The organism is Leucogemmata humicola, assembly GCF_055379415.1.
Genome location: NZ_AP040875.1, coordinates 4,682,099 through 4,703,804, shown reverse-complemented (window position 1 = coordinate 4,703,804; position 21,706 = coordinate 4,682,099). Strand labels below are relative to the sequence as shown.

General features: G+C 63.5%; 12 protein-coding genes. 6 read left to right on the top strand and 6 right to left on the bottom strand.

Annotated elements, in window-relative coordinates; all coding sequences use genetic code 11:
- Nucleotides 1–4 precede the first annotated feature (4 nt).
- On the bottom strand, nt 5–1,993 hold the full coding sequence (locus AC6H4Z_RS20105; RefSeq protein WP_497543748.1) for a M1 family metallopeptidase: 1,989 nt from the start codon (nt 1,991–1,993) through the stop codon (nt 5–7).
- A 76-nt stretch (nt 1,994–2,069) separates the two neighbouring features.
- On the opposite strand from AC6H4Z_RS20105, the gene AC6H4Z_RS20100 reads away from it, so the two are divergent.
- Both AC6H4Z_RS20100 and AC6H4Z_RS20095 read left to right on the top strand, forming a co-directional pair.
- Complete coding sequence (locus tag AC6H4Z_RS20100) at nt 2,070–2,684, top strand: YbhB/YbcL family Raf kinase inhibitor-like protein (RefSeq protein ID WP_497543747.1); 615 nt, start codon at nt 2,070–2,072, stop codon at nt 2,682–2,684.
- A gap of 62 nt (nt 2,685–2,746) precedes the next feature.
- Nucleotides 2,747–5,389: an ABC transporter permease gene (locus AC6H4Z_RS20095; protein WP_497543746.1), complete on the top strand. Its 2,643-nt coding sequence runs from the start codon at nt 2,747–2,749 to the stop codon at nt 5,387–5,389.
- 22 nt (nt 5,390–5,411) lie between these two features.
- Here AC6H4Z_RS20095 and AC6H4Z_RS20090 read toward each other — a convergent pair whose 3' ends face one another.
- A complete protein-coding gene (locus AC6H4Z_RS20090) occupies nt 5,412–6,011 on the bottom strand; it encodes a hypothetical protein (RefSeq protein ID WP_497543745.1) in 600 nt (199 codons plus the stop codon).
- A 214-nt stretch (nt 6,012–6,225) separates the two neighbouring features.
- On the opposite strand from AC6H4Z_RS20090, the gene AC6H4Z_RS20085 reads away from it, so the two are divergent.
- The 3 genes from AC6H4Z_RS20085 (at nt 6,226) to AC6H4Z_RS20075 (ending at nt 13,672) form a co-directional block, all read left to right on the top strand.
- Nucleotides 6,226–8,853, top strand: coding sequence for a protein kinase domain-containing protein (locus AC6H4Z_RS20085; RefSeq protein WP_497543744.1), 2,628 nt, complete (start codon nt 6,226–6,228; stop codon nt 8,851–8,853).
- A 91-nt stretch (nt 8,854–8,944) separates the two neighbouring features.
- Nucleotides 8,945–11,818: a S9 family peptidase gene (locus tag AC6H4Z_RS20080; protein ID WP_497543743.1), complete on the top strand. Its 2,874-nt coding sequence runs from the start codon at nt 8,945–8,947 to the stop codon at nt 11,816–11,818.
- Between the two features lie 45 nt (nt 11,819–11,863).
- Nucleotides 11,864–13,672, top strand: a complete 1,809-nt coding sequence (locus tag AC6H4Z_RS20075) for a M28 family metallopeptidase (RefSeq protein WP_497543742.1) — start codon at nt 11,864–11,866, stop codon at nt 13,670–13,672.
- A gap of 124 nt (nt 13,673–13,796) precedes the next feature.
- Here AC6H4Z_RS20075 and AC6H4Z_RS20070 read toward each other — a convergent pair whose 3' ends face one another.
- The 4 genes from AC6H4Z_RS20070 to AC6H4Z_RS20055 all read right to left on the bottom strand — a co-directional run bounded on the left by AC6H4Z_RS20070 (nt 13,797) and on the right by AC6H4Z_RS20055 (nt 20,818).
- Nucleotides 13,797–15,932, bottom strand: coding sequence for a S9 family peptidase (locus tag AC6H4Z_RS20070; RefSeq protein ID WP_497543741.1), 2,136 nt, complete (start codon nt 15,930–15,932; stop codon nt 13,797–13,799).
- Between the two features lie 71 nt (nt 15,933–16,003).
- The gene (locus AC6H4Z_RS20065; RefSeq protein WP_497543740.1) at nt 16,004–18,712 is read right to left on the bottom strand and encodes an ADOP family duplicated permease; all 2,709 of its coding nucleotides are present in this window, start codon (nt 18,710–18,712) and stop codon (nt 16,004–16,006) included.
- Between the two features lie 3 nt (nt 18,713–18,715).
- On the bottom strand, nt 18,716–19,048 hold the full coding sequence (locus tag AC6H4Z_RS20060; RefSeq protein ID WP_497543739.1) for a PadR family transcriptional regulator: 333 nt from the start codon (nt 19,046–19,048) through the stop codon (nt 18,716–18,718).
- Nucleotides 19,049–19,123: 75 nt separating this feature from the next.
- Nucleotides 19,124–20,818 carry an amidase gene (locus AC6H4Z_RS20055; protein WP_497543738.1) on the bottom strand — a complete coding sequence of 565 codons (1,695 nt, stop codon included), beginning with the start codon at nt 20,816–20,818 and terminating at the stop codon, nt 19,124–19,126.
- A gap of 163 nt (nt 20,819–20,981) precedes the next feature.
- Here AC6H4Z_RS20055 and AC6H4Z_RS20050 point away from each other — a divergent pair, with 163 nt between their 5' ends.
- On the top strand, nt 20,982–21,695 hold the full coding sequence (locus tag AC6H4Z_RS20050) for a carbohydrate binding family 9 domain-containing protein (RefSeq protein WP_497543737.1): 714 nt from the start codon (nt 20,982–20,984) through the stop codon (nt 21,693–21,695).
- Nucleotides 21,696–21,706 lie beyond the last annotated feature (11 nt).

Below are 21,706 nucleotides of genomic sequence, written 5' to 3'. Positions count from 1 at the left end.
GATGCTACGGCTTCGCCCATCGGTTGTTCGAACGATCGATGTCCGGGAAAACTTGTTCCGGATCGATCTCGATCGAGACGACAGTCGCGCCGTTGGCGATCGATACGGTGTGATGTCGCGTGCCCGTCAGCCAGACGTCGACAGGAACGACGATGCGCTCGACCTGTCCATTCGCGCGAGTGACTGCGAGTCGCACTGGCATCATCGCGAGACCGCGATCATCGATCGCGACGCGCAGCGTATCTCCGACCGGTGACCTCGAGACGGAACCGATCGCCTGATCGAGCGTCCACGTCTCGTACCACCAGGTTCTCCAGAACCACGACAGATCACGGCCGCCGAGGCTGTTGAAGCTGTTAAAGAAGTCGAATTGCGTTGGGTGTTTGCCCAGCCAATTCAGGCCGTACGTCTGGTAACTCGAACGGAACGGCTCGTCGCCGAGCAACGCGCGCAGGGCAACCATGTTCGTCGCCATCTTGTCATACGTCGCGATAGTGTAGGCGGGCGTGCCGAACGGATACTGATCACCGTGACGCATCAGTGGCACTTCGCTATCGGTTCGTGCCAACGCCAAGTAGGCGTCGCGCGAAATGCGTTCACGATCATAGCCCTTGAAGAAGGCCTGCATTCCCTGCGCTTGGTTGAAGCGCGTGAGGCCTTCGTCCTGCCAAGCAAACCGTCGCTCGTCGGAGCCCACCTGCATCGGGAACCACATGTGGCCCGTCTCGTGGATTTGCACCGAGTACAGTGAAAGCGAATCGCGCGGGCCGCCGATGCACGTCAGCATCGGATACTCCATGCCCGTGCACGACACCGGTCCCTCGAGCGCCGTCATCTGCGGGTACGGATACGGCCACAGGTACCAGGAGAGAAACTCGACGGAGCCTCGCTCGAATTCGGCCGACCGATCCCACGACCATGCGCGCGCTTCGGGGCGGTACAGTGTGTTGATCGCCGTCGTATCTGGACGACCGTCACGATCGCGATCGCCAACGACGGCTATGGTCGCGTCCCACAAAAACTTCGCCGATGCGCCCCAGTCGAAGTCGCGCACATTTCGCGCGCGAAAGCGCCACGTGAGAATTCCGTCAAAGCCAGTGCGCGTTGCGCGATTGTTTCCTGCGCCGCGGTCCTGTTCTCGCACGACGTGCACCGCAGTCGCCGTGCGTTTCGATTCGGCCAGACGGTCGCGCGTCTGCGGCGAGTAGATGTCGTTCGGGTTCGTGAGCTCGCCCGTCGCGCCGACCAGCCAGCCTTGCGGTACGCTCAGATTCACGTCGTAGTCGGCGTACCCCATGTAGAACTCGGCGGTGCCGAGGTATGGGTCGATCTGCCAACCGGTGACGTCGTCGTAGACGGCGAGTTGCGGATACCAATACGCGACCATGAAGACGTCGCCCGTCGTGCCCTCGCGTGGTGCGCCGTCGGGCGGGAGCTGGAATGCCCATGCGATGTCGAAGTCGACAGAGTCTTTCGGCGCGAGCACCTTGGGCAGACCGATGCGCATCAGCGTGCCGTCCACGGAGTAGGCTACCCCGGTGCTTCGCTTGGCAAGCGCCTGCCCTCCGACGGCCACGCGCAGAATTTCAGTACCGCCCGTGACGGGAACCGACTCGCCACGCGGTGATGTAGGGGCGAACAGGTTCTGGTTGAGAAACACCCACACCGTTCGCAACGTGTCAGGCGAGTTGTTGAAATACCGGACTGTTTCGCGGCCGTTGATCTGGCTCGCCGCCGGTACCAACTCTGCATCGATGCGGTAGCGCGCAAACTGCTGCCAGTAGTTTGGTCCGGGAACGCCGGTACGCGTTCGCGTTCCGCGTTCGACGGCGCGCGCGAATGCTTTCGTCTCGAAGACCGGGTATGGCAGCGGACGACTTGGTTCACGCGGCGGCGCGGGCGTGGGCGCGGGAGCTTCGTGTCGCGGCCAGTTGGCGCAGGCCATGGCAAGAACGGCTGCCGCGAGGAGGGCGAGTGGACGGCGAGCTTGCATCGAACGAATATCGTGCCATTCGGGTTGTGCGTACAATTGTCCCAACAGAATTCAATCCTTTGTGGAGATGGCACCAATGAGGCACTACATAGCGGGAGCGGCGATCGCCGCGCAATTCGCCCTGACCATTCCGGCCTTCGCGCAACAGGCGCCGCCGGCGACCGAACCTGGCGCGTCGCAGCTCGCGCTGCTCAACCTTCCGGTCAAGGGCGACGCCAAGCTCACGGTCACGACGCCGGCGTTCAAGGCGGGCGGCGATATTCCATTCGAGAATACTCAATATCGCGGCAACGTCTTTCCGGGCCTGTCCTGGACCGCGGGTCCGGCCGGAACGAAGTCGTACGCCGTGATCCTGCAGGATGGTGACGCGATGGTACGCGGCGCGCCAATTCTGCATTGGACGATGGCCAACGTGCCGGGAAACGTCACGAAGCTCGATGCTGCCATGGCTGCACCGCCGGCCGGCGCGACCTACGGTCCGAACATTCGCGGCGCGGCGCAAGCGTACATGGGTCCGCGTACGCCTGCGGGTCCCAAGCACCGCTATCACTTCCAGGTCTTCGCGCTCGATACCACACTCGGCGCCGACGCGCTGGCGTCGTACGCCACGATGACCGACGCGATGAAGGGTCATGTTCTCGCGAGCGGGGAAGTCATCGGACTCGGCCAGGTGGCGCCGCCGGCGAACTAGGCGTTGGGGGAGCGGAAAACGGCTCCTGTTGAAATCCGACAGGAGCCGTGGTATCGTGGGGCATGAGCATCGTCCGAGGTCTGCGCGCCCGTCTCCGTGCCCTGGTTCGTCGCGGGGCTGCCGATCGCGATCTCGGCGACGAGATTCGCTTTCACATCGAGCTCGAGACGGAAAAGAACGTTCGCGCCGGTATGACACCGGCCGAGGCGGAGCGAGTTGCGCTCGCACATTTCGGCGGCGTTGAGCAGGTGCGCGAGGCGCACCGCGACGTACGTCGGCTGCGGTTGATCGAGGATATCCTCGGAGACGTGCGCTACGCACTGCGCATGCTCAAACGGTCGCCGGTGATGACCGTCGCGGCGGTGATCACTATCGCGCTCGGAGTCGGCGCCAACGCCGCCATCTTCTCCGCGGTCAATGCAGTCGTGTTGCAGCCGCTGCCATTCACCCAGCCCGATCGTCTGGTCATGCTCGCTGACGAGAATCCCGAGAAGCACTGGCATCTCGAGATGTCCAGTCTCGCGAACTGGCTCGATTGGCGTGACGGTGTCACTGTGTTCAGCGATATCGCTGCCTACGACTACTCGCCGTCGGGCGGAACCGTGACCGGCATTGGCGACGCGTGGCGCGGGAATTTCGGCAACGTCAGCGGCAACTTCTTCTCGGTACTCGGCGCGCGCGCCGAGTTGGGCCGGACGTTCGACGAAAGCGCAACGTGGGACGATGCACCGATGACCATGGTGCTCAGTCACGCCGCGTGGATGCGCGATTTTGGCGGCGATCCGTCGGTGATTGGGCGAACGATCATGATCGACAACGACGCCAACACCATTATCGGCGTGATGCCGGCGAGCTTCGCGTTTCCGTGGGACAATCTCGACGGCTGGGTCGGACTGCACTTCAGTCGTTCGGTTCGCGTTACGGAGTTGTATCGGCGCGAACACTGGATGCGTGTCATCGGGCGATTGAAGCCGGGCGTGTCACCCGCAATGGCGAGCGTGCAGCTCAACGCTGTCGCCGCGCGACTCGAACGCGATTTTCCGAAGCTGAATCGAAATCTCCGTGTGAGTGTGACGGGCCTCCACGAGTTTCTCGTTGGCGATACGCGTCTTCCTCTGCTGGTTCCTCTCACGTCGGTCGCGATTCTCCTGCTCATTGCGTGCGCGAACGTCGCCAACCTGCTGCTCGTGCAAGCGGCAGATCGTCAGCGAGAGATTGCGCTGAGGCTGGCGCTCGGCGCTGACCGTGCGCGCGTCGTGCGGCAGGCGATCACTGAAAGCCTGGTGCTGTCGTTGATCGGTGGCGCGTGCGGCTTCGCGGTCGGTTGGGCCGGTTCACGCGCGTTGTCGGCGCTCCAGCCCGAGGGGCTTCTACGTGTGAAGTCGTTTGGCGTCGACTATCGAGTGACGGGTTACGTCGCGCTCGTCACGACCATCGCTGGTTTGTTGTTTGGCGTCGCGCCGGCTCTGTGGACCCGGCGGCGCGATCCGGCGGACGTGCTTCGTGGTGCCTCGCGTTCCGGGACGCAGACGCGCGGTATGCGCCGTTGGGCCGACGGGCTCGTCGTCGCGGAGGTCGCGCTCGCCCTGCTGATGACGACGGGTGCCGCGCTGCTCGTCCGCAGCGCCTGGAAGGTTTCGCGCGTTGATGCCGGCTACGAGCCGCGCGGAGTAGTTGCTGCCGGTTTCTCGCTGTATCGCCACGGATATGACAGCGCGACGGCACGCCACGCATTCGACGATGAACTTCTTGCGCGCGCCAAACACATTCCGGGCGTCAGCAGCGCCGCGATCACTAGCGTCCTCCCCCTGATGTGGAATGCGTGGACGAGCGGCTTCCACGTCGTTGGTCGTTCCGCCGACGGCGGAGTTGACGCGCAACATTGGTTCTGGACGCCTGACTACGCCGCCACGATCCGCGCGCCGCTGAGACGAGGACGCTTGCTAACCAAGGCGGACGAAGCTTCACCTGTCATCCTGGTCAACGAGACGTTCGCGAATACTCAGTTTCCAGGACAGGACCCAATCGGACAACGACTCACGTTCGACAAGCCGACAATTCCTGGAATGACCGAGTTTACGATCGTCGGAGTCGTCGGCGATGTTCGTGATAGATCTCTAATCGACCCGGCGCGCGTCGCAATCATTCATCCATTTTCCGCGCTGTCCGGCGGTTACATCGTGCTGCGCACTGACGGCGACCCCGTGTCGCTCGTCGCACCGCTTCGGGCCATTCTTCACGACATGGATCCTCGTATCGCGCTCAATCCGCCGCGCTTTCTCGAACAGATGCGCGCCGAGTCGATGGCGCGGCAACGATTCTTCGCGACAGTGCTCGGTGTCTTTGCGGCCGTCGGATTGGTGCTGGCGATCGTGGGCGTCTATGGCGTGCTCGCGCAACTCGCTCGAGGACGCGCGCGCGAGATGGGCATTCGCGTCGCCCTCGGGGCGCCGCTCGGACGTGTACGTTGGCTCGTGCTCGGGCACGGCCTCCGCTTAGCGGTTGTCGGTCTCGTGATCGGTGCGGCAGCGTCACTATTCGCGACGCGCGCACTCACGTCGCTGCTGTTCGGCGTGGCTCCGAATGATCCAGTCGCCTTTGCGGGCGTTGTTGTTTTGCTCGTTGCCGCGAGCGCCGCTGCGTCATGGATTCCGGCGGCGCGTGCAACACGCCAGAATCCAGCCGCAATCCTACGCGCCGAGTAGGTCGCTACCGGCGCAACGCCGACTACTTGACGCCGACGGCGAAGCCGATGCGGTAGACGGCATTCATGCCGGAGGAGCTCTTCTCGCCGGCTTCGACTACGCCAGTCGACTTATCGGTCATCGTCGCGTCGCCGAAGCGGATATATCCGTACGTCACGCCGACATCGAGATTCACGGCACTGGAGAGTCTCAGCAGGAGACCGCCGCCGCCATTCAGCTGAACGCTGGACGACGTACCTGATTGCTCGTTGGTGCCGGCCTGATTCGGGATGTGAACGCTCTGCCGGAGCACGGCAACGCGGCTCGACACGTACGGAGCGAACGTGTACCCGAGATCGATGACGTAGCGCGGCTCAAAGAAGGCGCCGAGCAGCGAGAAGTCCGTTCTGGGACCGACGCCGGCAGCGCCGTCATGCCCGGTGAATTGCACGCCAAGACCGAACGAGAATGCACTCGGCGAATACCGAAGCTGCACCTCGCCGCCCTTGCCGGTCTTGAGGTTCTCATAGGCATCGTCGGAGACGGGTGCGATGAGTGCCGATACCTGCACCGAAATCGCCTGCTGCGACTGTGCCGCAACGACAGCGGTGGGCATTCCAACGGCAAATGCTGCCGCGGCCATGGTGCGTCCCAGTTGTCTCATTCGATTTGCCTGATCTGCGTTTGCCGACGGTTGCGACAGAGCGGGCGACGTTAACCGTCGCCAGGAGGAGGGTCAAGGGCGCTACATGGTGCCAATCACCCAGACTAAGAAAAGTTTATTGACGTCGCCCTCGTCTCCTGGTGCCCTGACCACGTCCTTGCGCCGGGCATCGCGTAAAGACAGGTTGGTTTCGATGTCCAGCGAGATAATCAGCGGCGCGAACGAGGCAGACCCGTGGACTGAAGTCGTTCGCCGGCTCAGAGCAGCCACCGTGTCGGAGTTCGAGGTAGTTCGAGAGCTCGGGCGGGGCGGCATGGCTGCCGTATACCTCGCGCGAGAATTGGCGTTGGATCGACCGGTGGCGATGAAGGTGATGTCGCCAGCCCTGATGATGGGTATGGGCATGGTCGAACGGTTCCAGCGCGAAGCGCGGACCGTCGCAAAGCTGAATCATCCGAACATCGTTACCGTGTTCGCCGTCCGTCAGCTTGACGATCTGCATTTCTTCACGATGCAGTTCGTCGAGGGGCGATCGCTCGACCACATCGTCCGCGAAGTCGGTGCGCTGCCGATTCCGATGGTTCGCTCGCTGCTGCACACAGTTGGCTCGGCGTTGGCCTATGCGCACCGTCGCGGTGTCGTGCATCGCGACGTGAAGCCGGGGAATGTCCTCGTCGGCGACGACGGCGCGGCGCTGGTGACCGACTTTGGCATCGCCAAAGTGGCGCAGGACGCGACGGCCCCGTATACGCAGACCAACATGCTGGTCGGCACTCCGGCGTATATCAGCCCGGAGCAGTGCTTCGCGCATCCGGCCACGCCAGCGAGCGATCAGTATTCGCTGGGCATCCTCGCGTACGAGTTGGTGACCGGCCGCGTGCCGTTCGAGGGACCGACGTTCGCGGTGATGTCCGCGCACACCGAACGCCCGGTGCCGTCCATTCGGGACGCGCACCCGGAGTGCCCGCCCGAACTCGAGGCGGCCATCTTCCGCATGTTGGCGAAGGACCCGGCCGACCGGTGGCCGACGATGCAGCACGCGCTTGCCGAGCTTGGTGCCGCGCCGCTGTCGGCCGACGATCCCTTCCAGCAGGCGCTCGGCATGTTGGCCAGCACCGCGCCAACCGCTCGTCGTGACGCGCTCAGCACGGTGCTCCAACACCGAGAGACGATCGCGCAGCAACGGACTTCGCCGCCAGCGAACGCCGCACCGGCGGGCGTCGTCGCACTGTCGATCACCGCTCCGCCAGAAAGCGTGGAGGTTGGCGACGTCGCCACGTTCGCGGCGGTCGCGCACGGCGCCGACGGCGCAGCGATTCCAGGAATTTCCATCACCTGGTCGGTCGACGATGCGACAATCGCGTCCATCGACGCGCAGCTTGGAATCGTCGACACGCTCACCACCGGTCCGGTCACTGTCACTGCGACGTCGGGCGAGATCCACGAGTCGTTCCGCCTCGCCGTTATTCCTCGGCGAGTCGCGGCGGTGAACATCTCGCTGCCGCCGGGCGAAATGCGCGTTGGTGATCGCGTTCGTTTGACCGCGCGCGCCGAGGACAAAAGCTCGGCGGTGCTGCCGGAGCCTGTTCACTGGGCGAGTGCTGAAATCGACATCGTCGAACTGTCGGACGATGGGCTGCTGTCGGCGAAAGCGCCTGGCACGGCGATGGTCTGGGCCGAAGCGCAGGGTGTGCGCGGATCCGCGCAGATCGAGATCCGTGAGAAGAAGCCGGTCGCAGTCGTTGAGCCCGTCGTTGCGCCTGCGCCCGCGCCGATTGTCGTGGCTGATCCACCGCCGCGCGATCTCTCTGTCGCAGTAACAGGCGAATCAGCATCGGCCGGATCGAGGCGCGGGAGAATGATGGTGGCCGGCGCTGGAGCGCTGATCGTCATTGTCGGCGGTGCGTATGCACTTTCTCATAGTCGATCGCCCGACGTGCCGAACGCCGTCGTGCAGCAATCGGTGGTGCCAGCCCCGGCACCCAGTGATTCCGCGACGCGAACGGTTTCGAACAGCGCGGCAAAGGTGCCGAGCGCCCCGGATCAACCGGCGTCGCCCGCCGTGAAGCCGACGCGCACCGAATCGCGTCCGTCGCCCGCCGTCGTGACTCAGCGAACGGAAAGCCCGGCCGCGACCGCGCGGCCGGCCGTTGACTCGAGTCGTGCGGCGCGCCCGCCCGCTGTTGCGACAGTCGTGATTGCGACTGCTCCGCCGACATTGCTCGAGGGCGCCCGAGTGCGGCTCGAAGCGACAGCTCGCGATGCCCGCGATGGCGTTCTCGCGCGCGAACTCGCGTGGCGTTCAGAGAACACAGACGTCGCGACGGTCGACAACTCTGGGAACGTGACCGCGATCAAGGCGGGAACGGCGACAATCTCGGCGTCGGTTGAGGATCGCGCGGCTCGGGTGGTCGTTACAGTGCACGCTCCAGCGCCGGTCGTTGCGGCCGAGCCCGCAAAGCCTGCGGCTCCGTCGTTCGATGCCGCGGCCGATCGCTGGGCCGGAGCTGCAATTGCGAGCTTCGTCGATTCGCTGAATGCGCAGAATGGCGACGGTCTCCAGAGGATGATCAACGACGCGGCGAGCTGGAAAGAAATCCGCGGGCTGATGGAGAAAGGACATAAGGTCATCGCTTCGGAGCTGCAGCGTGGCGCGACCCAACCCGCCGACGGTCAGGTCGTCGCGCCGTTTACGCTGCACCTCGTGTCGGTGTCGTCGTTCGGTGCCCGGAGCAACTCCGTGGGATCCTTCGAGGCGGTTTTTGCGCCTCAGGGGAGTGGCTGGACGCTTCGGCGAATTCGCCTCGTGAGTCGCCGATAGGGCCACCGGGAGGGTACGGCGGCTGGGAAGCGCTTCGGGGCGTCGATGCGTATAATCGTTGAGCCTCTCAACGCCCTCGCTGGAGCCCCGCATGCCCCGTATTCTCCCGCTCGCCCGGACCGCGTTCGTCTGGGCATTTGCCGCAACGACAGCCGCCGTTCTTCCGGCACAACAGAACAACGCTGGCCCTGCGCCTCAGGGGGCGGCGAAGGCCGATCCCGGCGCCAAAAGGGTGCTCGGTCTCGCCGACATCGGCCGATGGAATCGCATCGGCAACGCGGCGCTGTCGTCGGACGGCAAGTGGATGACGTACATCTACACGCCGAACGAGGGCGACGGCACACTCTACATCCGCCAGTTCGACGGCGGTAAAACATTCACGATTCCCGTCGGCTCGGCGCCGGTGTTCTCGGACGACTCGCGGTACGTCGGGTATTTCGTGAGTCCGGCCAGTGCGAGCGGCGGTCGCGGTGGACGTGGCGGCGGTGGCGGTCGAGGTCAGGCGGCAGCGGCTGCACCCGCGGGCGGCGCGCGCCGCTTCGAGCTCCTCGATTTGGCGAGCGGTGACAAATATCCGGTTCCGGATGCGGCGACGTTCAAGTTCTCTAAAGGCTCGAAGTTCCTCGCCGTGCGCGCCAACAAGGCGTCGGCAACCGCCAAGCACAACGGCGCCGACCTCGTCCTTCGTGAACTGACGAGCGGTATCAGCCAGAACATCGGCAATGTGAACCTTTACGATTTCGATGACGCGGGCAAAATGCTCGCGTACACGGTCGACGCCGCGGACCGCAACGGCAACGGCGTGTATGTCGTCGACCTCGCGACGAGTCAGTCGAAGGTTCTGAGCTCGGCGTCGCTCGACTACGACCAGCTTGCGTGGGGCGACAAGGGAGCCTCGCTCGCCGTGCTGCGTGGCGACAAGAAGAAGGAAAATCTCCAGCGCGATAACTCGCTGCTCGTGTGGCAGGACGTGAGCGCCGCCAAGCCGCGTGCAACGGAATACGATCCGTCGAAAGACGCCGCGTTCCCCAAGGGCTACGTGCTGAGCGAGTTCAGCGCGCCGCGTTGGACGCGCGATGGCGCCAAGCTCTATGTCGGACTCAAGGATCAGGAAGCGGATCCGGGTGCGCCCGCAGCGGGCGCCGAGCCAAAGGCGAACGTCGACGTCTGGCATTGGAAGGACAACGAAGTGCAGTCGGTGCAGGTCGTCCGTCTGCCACAAGAGCGACGTGCGACGCTTCCGGCGGTCTATAACATCGGCAGCGGTAAGCTCGTTCGCATTTCCGACGAGGTGATGCGCAACGTCACGCCAACCCCTGATCCGAAGTGGGCCATTGGTCGCGTTGATACAACGTATCGCACCGAAGTGCAGTGGGGCGGTACCAAGTCCGACTACTATCGCGTGAGCACCGAAAGCGGTGAGCGTACGCTGATCGACCGCGCGTTGACGCGCACCATGGGTAGCTCGCCCGACGGAAAGTGGTTCCTGTATCTCAAGGACAAGAAGGTTTTCGCGTACAACACCGAGAGCGCAAAGAGCACGAGCCTCGGCTCGGCGGAAAAGCTGAGCTTCATCGACGCCGAGGATGATCATCCGTACGAGAAGCCGACGTACGGTGTCGCTGGCTGGTCGAAGGATGGTAAGGCCGTCATCCTCAATCACCGATACGATCTCTACTCGGTTCCGCTCGACGGCAGCAAGGCGACTAACCTGACCGGCGGCGTCGGTGACGCGCAGCAGATTGTCTTCCGTCTCGTGCGCCTCGAGCGCGGCGGCGGTGGCGGACGTGGTGGTCGCGGTGGCGGCGGCGGCGCGTTCGGAGCCGGAGGCGGGGAGGAAGACGAGGGCGTGGATCTCACGAAGCCCGTGCTCCTCTCAGCTTACGGCGACTGGACGAAGAAGTCGGGTTACTACACGCTCGCGCCGGGTGCAAAGCCGACGCCGTTGATCTACGAGGACGCGTCGGTTGGCGGCGCGATCAAAGCACAAAACGCCGACCGCACGATCTTCACTCGTCAAACGTTCTCACAGTTCCCGGACTATTGGTCGACGAACACGTCGTTCTCGTCGCCGTCCAAGGTGACGGATGCGAACCCGTTCATCGGCGAGTACGGCTGGGGAAGCAAGGTGCTCGTCGATTTCAAGAATGCTAAGGGCCAGCGACTGCAGGGCACACTCACGCTGCCGGCCAACTACCAGGCCGGAAAGAAGTATCCGATGCTCGTGTACTTCTACGAGCTGCTTTCGAACACACACCACTCGTTCCCCACGCCGCAATTCGACGACCGGCCGCACTTCGCCGAGTACGCGAGCGACGGCTATCTCGTGTTCCAGCCCGACATCGTTTACGAAACTGGAAAGCCCGGCAGCTCCGCTCTGGACTGCGTGACGAGCGGTGTAAAGAAAGTCATCGAGATGGGCTACGCCGATCCGTCGCACATCGGTATCCAGGGCCACAGCTGGGGCGGCTATGAGACGTCGTACATTCTCACCCGAACGAACATGTTCGCCGCTGTGGTGACCGGCGCGCCGCCAACGAACCTCGTGAGCTTTTATGACGAGACGTACCCGGGCACTGGAACGCTGCAGCAGGGTATCGTAGAGGTGGGGCAGGTGCGAATGGGCACGAACCCGTTCGACAACCTCCAGCTTTTCGAAGATCAGTCGGCGCTGTATCACGTTCGCGACATCAAGACGCCGTTCATGATTCTGCACGGCACGGCGGACAACGCGGTCGACTGGCACCAGGGGCTCGAGCTCTATGGCGCGGCGCGCCGTTGGGGCAAGCAGGTCATTCTGCTCTCGTATCCTGGTGAACCGCACCATCTGGCAAAGAAGGAAAACCAGAAGGATTTCCAGGAGCGCATGAAGCAGTTTTTCGATCACTACCTCAAGGGAACGCCCGCGCCGAAATGGATGACCGACGGCGTGCCGCAGACCAAGAAGGGTGGACCGATCGAGTAGTCGCACTCACGCACCAATTCACCTCGAACAGCCAGTAGGAATCCAGTGACATACCGAACCATCGCGCGCGTTGCCACGACGGCAACCGTTGCGCTCACCTGCGCCGCCGCTGCTGCTGGCGCGCAGCAAACCTGCGCCGCGGTAAAGCCGGGCGCGAAGATGCCGCTGACGTACGCCGGCGGCCCAACGGTTGCCGCGATCACCGCGTGTGACCTGATGACGCGTCTGTATATCTACGCCGCAGATTCGATGCGTGGCCGCGAGGCCGGCACGTCGGACGCAATGCGTGCGACTTCGTATATCGAGCGCGAGGTACGTCGGCTTGGCCTCAAGCCGGGCGGCGACAACGGTACGTTCTTCCAGAACATGCCCGTCACCTCTCGCGTGCTCAGCTCGGCGTCGAGCATTAGCGCAGGCGGTAAGACATTTCACGCACCAGCGGACTTCGTCGCAGCGGGCGCCACTGATCGCAAGGTCACTGGCGACGTGGTATTCGGCGGAACGATGGGCGATACGACGAACTCGCTCTCAGCCGACGATGTTCGCGGCAAGATCGTCGTGGTGACTGCGCCTGCGGGCGGTGCTGGTCGCGGTGGCTTCGGCGGTCGCGGTGGCGCGGGAGCGAACAATCCGCTGCTCGGCGCGGAGGCCATTGTCACGGTTGCACAAACGCTCACGCCGCCGCGTGCGCAGTTCACGCTCAACGACACGGCGCAAAACGAAGGACGCGCGGCGTACGCTGCCGCCAATCCGACGCCGGGCGGTCGTGGGGGCCGCGGTGGTCGCGGTGCTGGCGGCGGTGCCGGTCCGATCACCGTAACGGTGACACCAGCGGTTGCTGCCGCGTTGCTCGGCAAGTCAGTCGATGGCGCTGCACGCGGCGACAAGGGCGGTTCTGCGACGATCGACGTTCGTGTCGAGACCGTGGCCGCGCCCACCCGCAACGTCGTTGCGATCATTCCGGGTACCGATCCGAAGCTCAAGGGTCAGTACATCGTCATCGGCGCGCATTCGGATCACGTCGGGCTGTCGTCGGCGCGTCCGATCGTCGAACACGATTCACTCAAGGCGTACAACATCGTTGCTCGCGTCGAAGGTGCAGACACGCGTAACGCCGTTCCGCCGACGCCCGAGCAGTGGGTGCGCATCAACGCACTGAAGGATTCGCTGCGAAAGGTCTACCCGGCGCGTCTCGATTCGATCAGCAATGGCGCCGACGATGACGGCACTGGTTCGGTATCGATCCTCGAGATCGCCGAAGCCTTCGCCAAGGGTCCAGTGAAGCCGAAGCGCTCGCTGATCTTCATCTGGCAGATGGGCGAGGAAAAGGGACTGTGGGGCTCGCAGTGGTTCACGAACCATCCGACGATTCCTCTCGATTCGATCGTCGCTGACCTCAATCTCGACATGGTGGGCCGAGGTGAAGCGACGGACGTGACGGGGAAGAACAAGGAAGACCAGGAACTCGTTGGCGCGCCGAACTATCTGCAACTCGTCGGTTCACGCCGCCTCTCGACGGAACTCGGCGACATCGCCGAGGAAGTCAGCGCGAAGCAGCCGATGCCGTTCAAATTCGATTACGCGATGGATGCGAACGGACATCCGCAGAACATCTATTGCCGCAGCGATCACGCGAACTACGCGCGGTACGGCATTCCGGTGATCTTCTTTACCACCGGCGGCCATGCCGACTATCACCAGGTGACGGACGAGCCAGAGTACATCCAGTACCAGCACATGGCTCGCGTCGACAAACTCGTGTTCGACATCGCAGTCAAGGTTGCTGACCTCGATCACCGTGTTGCCGTCGACAAGACGAAGCCGGCGAGTCCGTTCGCAGGGTGTCAGCAATAGAGATTCTAGGCGCTAGGCACTAGGAGCTAGAAAAAAGGAAACGGGGGCGGCGGTTGCCGCTCCCGTTTTGTTTTGTCTGCCGCCATCCGTGTCACGCCGCACGCCGCACCCCTCATACCGCTCGCTAAGGCCTGACCTCGTTCTTCACATACTTGTCGAACCACGCTCGCTCGTTGAGCATTCTGTGAACATTGTTCCACGAGCCAGCGATGCCGTGGGGCTGGCCGGCATACTGAATCATCTTGGCCGGCACACCCTGCTTCTTGATTGCCACGTACAGCTGCTCGTTCTCCGAGAACGGCACGCGGTGATCGATCTCGCCGTTGATGAACAGCGTCGGCGTGCGCACACGATTGGCGTACGTGATTGGTGACTGCTTGATCATGATCTCGCGCGCCTTGGGGTCCGACGGCGGGCCGTAGAACTCCGTCTCCTTGGTGCGCGGAATGTCCGAGTTGGCGTAATCGCTCGTCCAATTCGCGATGCCAGCACCAGACGCGGCCGCGGCGAAGCGATCCGGATACTGCGTGATCAGCCAGTTCGTCATGAACCCGCCGTACGAGTGGCCAATCGACGCGACCTTCTTCTTGTCGATCGGATGGTGCGCAATCGCGTAATCCACTCCGGCCATGACGTCCTGGCCGTCCTTCGTGCCCCAGGCGCCCCACGTGCCCCACAAGAACTTTTCACCGTAGCCCGTAGAGCTACGGAAGTTGACCTCGAGCACGAAGTAGCCGTTCGCCGCGAAATACTGATTCTTGAAATCGAAGCCGTATTCGTTGGCCGAGTGTGGGCCACCGTGATTGCTGACGATGAGCGGGTACGATCCAGAACTACCCGGCTTGTAGCCATACGGGTAGAGCAAGAACCCTTCGACCGGCGTGCCGTCGAGACTCTTGAACTGCAGTCGCTCAGACTTGCTCAGAGCAATTTCCTTCGTGAGGGCGTCGTTGACGTGGGTGAGCTGCTTCTCACCGCTGCCGTCGATGTTGGCGACGAAGATCTCCGACGGCGCCTCGAACGTGCCGACCTGATAGGCCATCTTCGCTTGCGCGCGGTCGTAGCTGAAACCGCTCAGCCGGCGTTGGCCGGTCGTCACCTGCTCGACCTTTGCGCCCTCCGGTGACACGCGGAAGAGGTGTGTCGTGCCGCCGATGCCGCCGGTAAAGTAGATGTACTTGCCGTCGCGACTCCAGAATGCGCCAGACGGGAGGTAGTCCCAGTTCTCGGTGAGATTGACCTCGCGTCCGCCGTTCGCCGGAAGCAGGACGATGTCGACCGGGCCGCCGTTGTCCATCTTGTTCGCGATCACGGCGTCAGTCGGCGTGGAGCGTGTAGCGAGAATCCACGTTCCGTCGGGAGAGAACTGTGCGTTCGCATATGAGTATCCGACGCGCGACGTGAGTTTGCTCACGTGCCCGTCGGTGTTCACCGTCCAGATGTCGCTGCGGCCGTAGATGTTTTCGTTGCGATAGGTCGAGTCGGCGGTGAACACGAGCATGGTGCCCGCGCGATTCCAGTTTGCTCCTGCGGGACGCAGGCCGAGGTGCGTCAGCTGCTTCCGCTCTCCACCTGCGGGACCGACGAAGATTTCCTGCGGCGGATTCACGTCGGGGTCTACGCGATTCGGGAGCGGGAAGGGAGCTGCATCGCGCTGGAAATCCATCCAGTCGAATTCCACCCCCTTGAAGCGCTCTTCATGGCGTTTCGCAAACTCTGATTCGTAGACCTTCTCGCGCTTCGGCGGCGGCGTGTCTTGCACGGCTGCCGTCCACTTGCCGTCGGGACTCGTCATGGCCGCGCCGCTGCCGCCACGACCGCCACCTCGCCCCCCGCGCCCGCCGGCCGCTCCAGCGCCGCGCCCGCCGGTCGCGTCGAGTTCAGAGACCTTGTCCGGCGCCGACGGGTCGAGCACCGAACCGCGACCAGCGGACGAAAAGCGAAGACGACCATCGTCGAGCCACGCTGGCGCCGTCGCGTTCACACCGTCGCCGCTCACTCGCCGCGCCGCCGTCGAACCATCGGAGGGAACAAGCCAGACTTCGCTCGTGTTGTCGTTCGTCGCTTCGACGCGCGTTGCGACGGTGAACGTCACCCATTTTCCGTCGGGCGACAGGTCAGGCGTACCGACCGTTTTCACACGATAGTAATCCTCGATAGCAAGGCGTCTACCGGTGGACTGCCCTGCGACGCTGCGTGCACCGAGCACCACGAAGACGAGTGGCGCAGCAGCGCGGACGCGACGAAATAGTGGCGACATCGGACCTCTCCCTGAGCGATGGATCGAACGGTGGCACCACCATATTGTCGCCCAGAGTCGTTCGCGTCCACCTAGTCGGCGCGGAGTGCCACGGTCGGGTCCACACGAGCCGCGCGGAGAGCCGGAATGGCGCTCGCCAGAATCCCGACGACAAGCAGGGTCAGCGCCACGATGCCAAAGATCACTGGATCGCGCGGCGACACTCCGAACAGCATGCTCGTGAGCCCACCGCTCGCCGCTAGCGCAAGCAGAGCTCCAATCACGAGTCCGCCGAGCGTGACGCGAATGCCCTCGCCGATCACCAGGCGCACGACGTCGGCGACCCGCGCTCCGAGCGCGATGCGCACGCCCAACTCCTGGGTTCGTTGAGCGACGGCGAACGCGATCACCGCATACAACCCAACCGCTGCCAGGGTGAGGGCCAGTGCGCCGAAGGCCAGGAACATGCTGGCGCCCGACGTCCACGACTGCATTCGCGGATCGATGATCTCGTGCATTGGACGCACGGTCACGTAAGAACCGCCCGGCATCATCTTCTGGAGCCGAGCGCGAAGCGCCTGCGTCTGATCGTCGGCGCGGCCGCGCACGCGCACGAACATCGCGAGCATCGGCGGTCGCCCGAATGCGGCGACGTACTGTGCCATCGGCAGGTAGTACGCGAACTCCGCGTCAGACGTCAGTGATCGCACTTTGATGTCCTCGGCGACGCCCACGACGGTGGTGCAAGGCATCGTGTCGCTCGAAATGCGAATGCACTTTCCGATTGGATCTTGCCCCTTCCACAGAATCTTCCCCATCGATTCGCTCACGACGACGACGCGCGGTGTAGCGGCGCGATCGTCAGCGAGAATGCCGCGTCCGCGAACGATGCGCGTCCCGATCGTGGAGAAGTATTCCGGCGTGCCCGCTTGGAGCGTGAAGCGGCCGAGCTTGCGAACAGAATCGATTCCGGGCACGTACAGTCCGCGCCCCTCGAACGACCAGAAGGGTACTGACACCACTTGCGCCGCGTTGTCGACGCCCGGCGTGGCGCGCGCTTCGCCCAGCAGTCGCTCGGCGAGCTGCACGCCCTCCGGAATGGTGAGCTTCACGCCGCGCATGCTGCCTTCGACATAGGCCAGTCGATCGACGTCGTAGCCAAGGCGAACGCCGCGAACCGCCTGCAAGCTACGGACGAAGAGACCGGCTCCGATCAGGAGCACAACGGAGAGCGCGGTCTGAAAAAGCAACAGGCCAATTCTCATGCGCGATTGGCGATAAGTACTCTCGCGCGTGCCGGCCTTGAGAGATCCGGCAAGATCGCCTCGACCGGACTGCAGCGCGGGCAATATTCCCGCTAGCGCTGCTGTTACCAGAGTCAACACGAGTGCAGCGCCGAGTGTGCGCGCATCGGTCAGCACGGGCCAGCTTTCGGTCGGCTTGCTGAACAGGCGACGCAAGCTGCCTGTGGCCATCTGCGCGGCGAGCAATCCGGCGACACTACCAAACAGCGCGAGAACGAGCGCTTCGGTGAGCAGCTGCTGCATCAGGCGCGTCCGTGTGCCGCCGATCGCGCGACGCAGCGCCATCTCGCGTCGCCTGCGCAACGCGCGCGCGAGCAGCAAGTTGGCGACGTTTGCACACGCGATGAGCAACACCACGAATGCAACGCCGCTGATCCAGACGAGAATCCTGGACTCTGGTCCGGCCTCCGGCCCACGCGCACTGAGAATCGGTCCCGCAATCGCGGTCGGATGGACGCCCTTGATTGACGCGAGGGACGGATCGAGCGCACGCGCCGCGTTCCAGCTCCGTTGAAACGCGTTCGTGAGATCGGCATTCGCCGCTTCGAGCGTCACACCGTGCTTGCGTCGAATGAGAACATCGAGCCAACTCCACCCATAGTCTTTCTCGAAGCCAGCGTGGGTGCTCTGCGCGAACGTCGTGACCGGAACAAAGGCGATCGGGACGCGCTGGTCGCTCACACCTTCGAAGCCTGCTGGTGCAACGCCGATGACCTTATACGAGCTGTTGCCGATTCGAATCGACGACCCGATGACATCTGCTCGGCCCGCATACGTCGATTGCCAGTATCCGAAGCCGAGGACAGTGACCGGTTCGCCGGCGGGAATCGCATCTTCGGACGCGTTGAAGAATCGGCCGATCGCCGGCTTGGCGTCGAAGAAATCGAAGTACGTGGCCGTGACGATTCCGATCATCCGGACCTCAGTCCCTTCTCCGTCGCCGACGGCCATGTTGCGATACGCGAACGCGGCGAACTTCGAGTACGAGGTCGTCCAGCGTGCGAAGTCGAGATACCGAGCGTATTCAATCCCGCTCTCGAAACTCCGGCGGCCGTCGCTTCCGGTCCACTCGACGTACACGCGATGGACCGACTGTGGCTCGATCAGATATCGCGGCGCGCGGAGCAACGTTCGATCGAGGATGCCGAACATCGCTGTGTTAACACCGACGCCGAGTCCGAGCGTGATGATGACGACGGCGGTGAAGAGCGGATGCGCGCGCAGACCTCGCAGTGCGTAGCGAACGTCCTGCATCACGTGCTCGATCACGGTCACGCCGCGTGCTTCGCGAGTGTCTTCCTTGATCCGATCGATACCGCCAAACGCGAGGCGTGCGCGACGTAAGGCTTCAGGGCGGGGCACGCCTTGCTGGACGTACTTTTCCGCTTCGCGCTCGACGTGGAATTGCAACTCGGCGTCGAGTTCGCGCTCCATGTCCCCTCGGCGGACGAGTGCGCGGAGGCGGTAGCGCAGTTCGCTCCAGAATTCGCTGAGCATCGGTCAGCCCATGTCCAGCACGAGCGACACCGCGACCGTGAGCTTTTGCCAGGCGTCGGTTTCGACGTCGAGTTGCTTTCGGCCGGTGCGTGTGAGCTCGTAGAACTTCGCTTTGCGATTGTTGTCCGATGCGCCCCACTCGGCCTTGATCCAACCGCGTCGCTCGAGGCGATGCAGAGCAGGGTAGAGCGATCCCTGCGGAATTTGCAGTGTGGCCCGCGACACCTGATGAATGCGCTCGGAGATCGCCCAGCCGTGTTGCGGCTCGAGCGAGAGCGCTTTGAGGATCAGGAGGTCGAGGGTGCCCTGCGGAAGGTCGAGTCGTTCATCAGTCATCGCGTTCCCCTTTGGCTTCTACAAGAGGCTATCAGCCGTGTTGTAGAAGCGCAAGGGGAAGCCCGCCGGGGCGAGTTACGCGCCGCGCTTCGTATCGCCCACGTCGGCCGTGGCGGCGAAGGTTGGTTTGCGACGCGCCGGCGCGGCTTGCTCGAATGCGTACGCGAGTTTGAGCAAGGTCGGTTCCGCCCACGCGCGACCGACGAACGACAATCCTACCGGCAGCCCGCGGACGAACCCCATTGGCACTGTGACGTGTGGGTATCCGGCGATCGCCGCCGGGCCGGTGAACGATGCACCGCCATTCGGATCGCCATTCACGAGATCAGTCAGCGATGCCGGACCCTGCGTCGGCGCTACAATCGCGTCGAGGTTGAATTTCTTCATCGTGGCATCGATGCCCTGCGCACCCATGAGCCGTCGGTTCTTTGCGAGCGCGTCGAGATACTTCTTGTCGGTCAGCGGCCCCTTCGCTTGCGCCTGTTCCATGATCTCTTGGCCAAAGAACCGCAGCTCGCGCGATGCATTCTTGTTGTTGAACGCGATCACGTCGGCCAGCGATCGCACGGCGACATTTGGCTTGAGTTTGCTCAAATATGCGTCGAGGTCGGCTTTGAATTCGTACAGCAGCACGTCGAACTCCGACTCGTCGGCCTGACCGGCGGTTGCGATGTCGGCCGGATCGACGATGACAGCGTCGTTCTTCTTCATCAGATCGAGCGCGCTCGCCATCAGCTTGTCCGTCTCGACGCTGTAGCCCATGAATCGTTTGCGCGCGACTCCAATACGCGCGCCGCGGAGACCGTTGCGATCGAGTTCCAGCGTGTAGTCGGTTCGACGATGCGATTCGTTCGATCGCGTGATCGGATCGCGCGCGTCGACACCGGCCAGCACGCCGAGCAGGATCGCCGCATCGCGAACTGTGCGCGCCATTGGGCCCGCAGTGTCCTGACTGTGCGCGATGGGAATGATTCCCGCCCGGCTGATCAGGCCCAGCGTCGGCTTGATACCGACGAGTGCCGCCGCGGCCGCGGGCGACGTCACCGAGCCATCGGTCTCCGTACCGACCGCAACGACGCAGCAATTCGCCGCAGTCGCCGACCCTGAGCCCGAGCTTGAACCCGACGGCGTGCGATCGAGGGCGTACGGATTGTGTGTCTGCCCTCCGCGCCCGCTCCATCCGCTCGACGAATGGGTCGAACGAAAGTTGGCCCACTCGCTGAGATTCGTTTTCCCGAGGATCACCGCGCCGGCAGCGCGCAACCGCTCGGCGACGAACGAGTCGCGCACCGCGATGTTCTCGGCCAGCGCCATCGACCCCGCGGTCGTGTGCATGCGATCAGCGGTATCGATGTTGTCCTTGATCAGCACGGGAATGCCGTGCATCGGCCCGCGCAGCTTGCCGCTCTTTCGCTCGGCGTCCAGTTGCGCGGCAATGCTCAGCGCATCGGGGTTGAGCTCAATCACCGCATTGATCGACGGTCCGCGCTGATCGATCGCGTCGATGCGCGCGAGATACTGCTTCGTCAGCGACTCCGACGTTTCGCGACCGGAGCGCATTCGTGTTTGCAAATCATCGATCGTTGCTTCGTCGAGCGCAAAGGCCACCGGTTGCTGTTCGGCGCCCGCGGTCGCTGTTGGCGCGAGCGCGGCCGCACCAACAAGGCGAATACCGTCGCCTCGCGCAGCGATGACTCCGCCGAGTGCGGCGCCAACGAAGGTGCGGCGAGTAACAGTTTGTCCGGATTCGGTGTCGGTTTTGTTGTCCATATGTCCGCGCAATGAGGGTCCGCATCATCAAAGTGCGACTCACGAGGCTCGGCGTCCAGTTCATCACGATCCATGAGCGCGCATCATCAAAAGCAGCGTGAAACCTCGTTTGTCGTCCGCAAACTTCTCACGTATGGATTCCTGTACCCAACAGGGAAGGCGTATGTCAGGCGCAGGATTCCTCCGTATCAGTCGTGTAGTCGCAGCCGCATTCCTCCTCTCTCCGGCCAGTGCATTCGCGCAAGCGTCGCGCGGCGCATCGGTCACCGTTCCCAACCCCAACCCGATTGTCGCGACGCGTGCGAACGCGCCGATGAAAATCGATGGTCGGCTCGACGAACCCATTTGGCGCTTCGTGCGTCCGTCGACGAACTTCGTTCAGAAGGACCCAGCCGAAGGCGCACCGGCGACGCTGCTGACCGACGTGCGCATGATCATCACCGACGACGCGGTCGTGATCGGTGCGCGCATGGACGACGACTATCGCGCGATCCTCAGTGCGCTCGGCCCGCCGACTGACGGCGCCGCGGGTGGCTACCTCGACGATTACTTCGAGATCCAGATCGACGCGCATCGCGAACACCTCACGTCGTTCGCATTCAACGTGGCGCCGAGCGGCAATCGTCGGGCTTGGATTGTCGGACGGGACGGAACGCGCGATGAGTCATGGGACTTCAAGTGGGATGCATCGACGCGTATCGATGACAAGGGCTGGACTGTAGAGGTGAGAATTCCGCTATCGGAATTCCACGTCACTCCAGGAGCCGAGAATTGGGGGGTTCAGTTCCTGCGCTTCTCGTGGCGGCGTCAGGAGACCGACGTCCTCCGCAGCATGCCGAACACGCTTCTGCGCGCGGCATCCACGCAGGGACGGTAGGTCTCACCGCC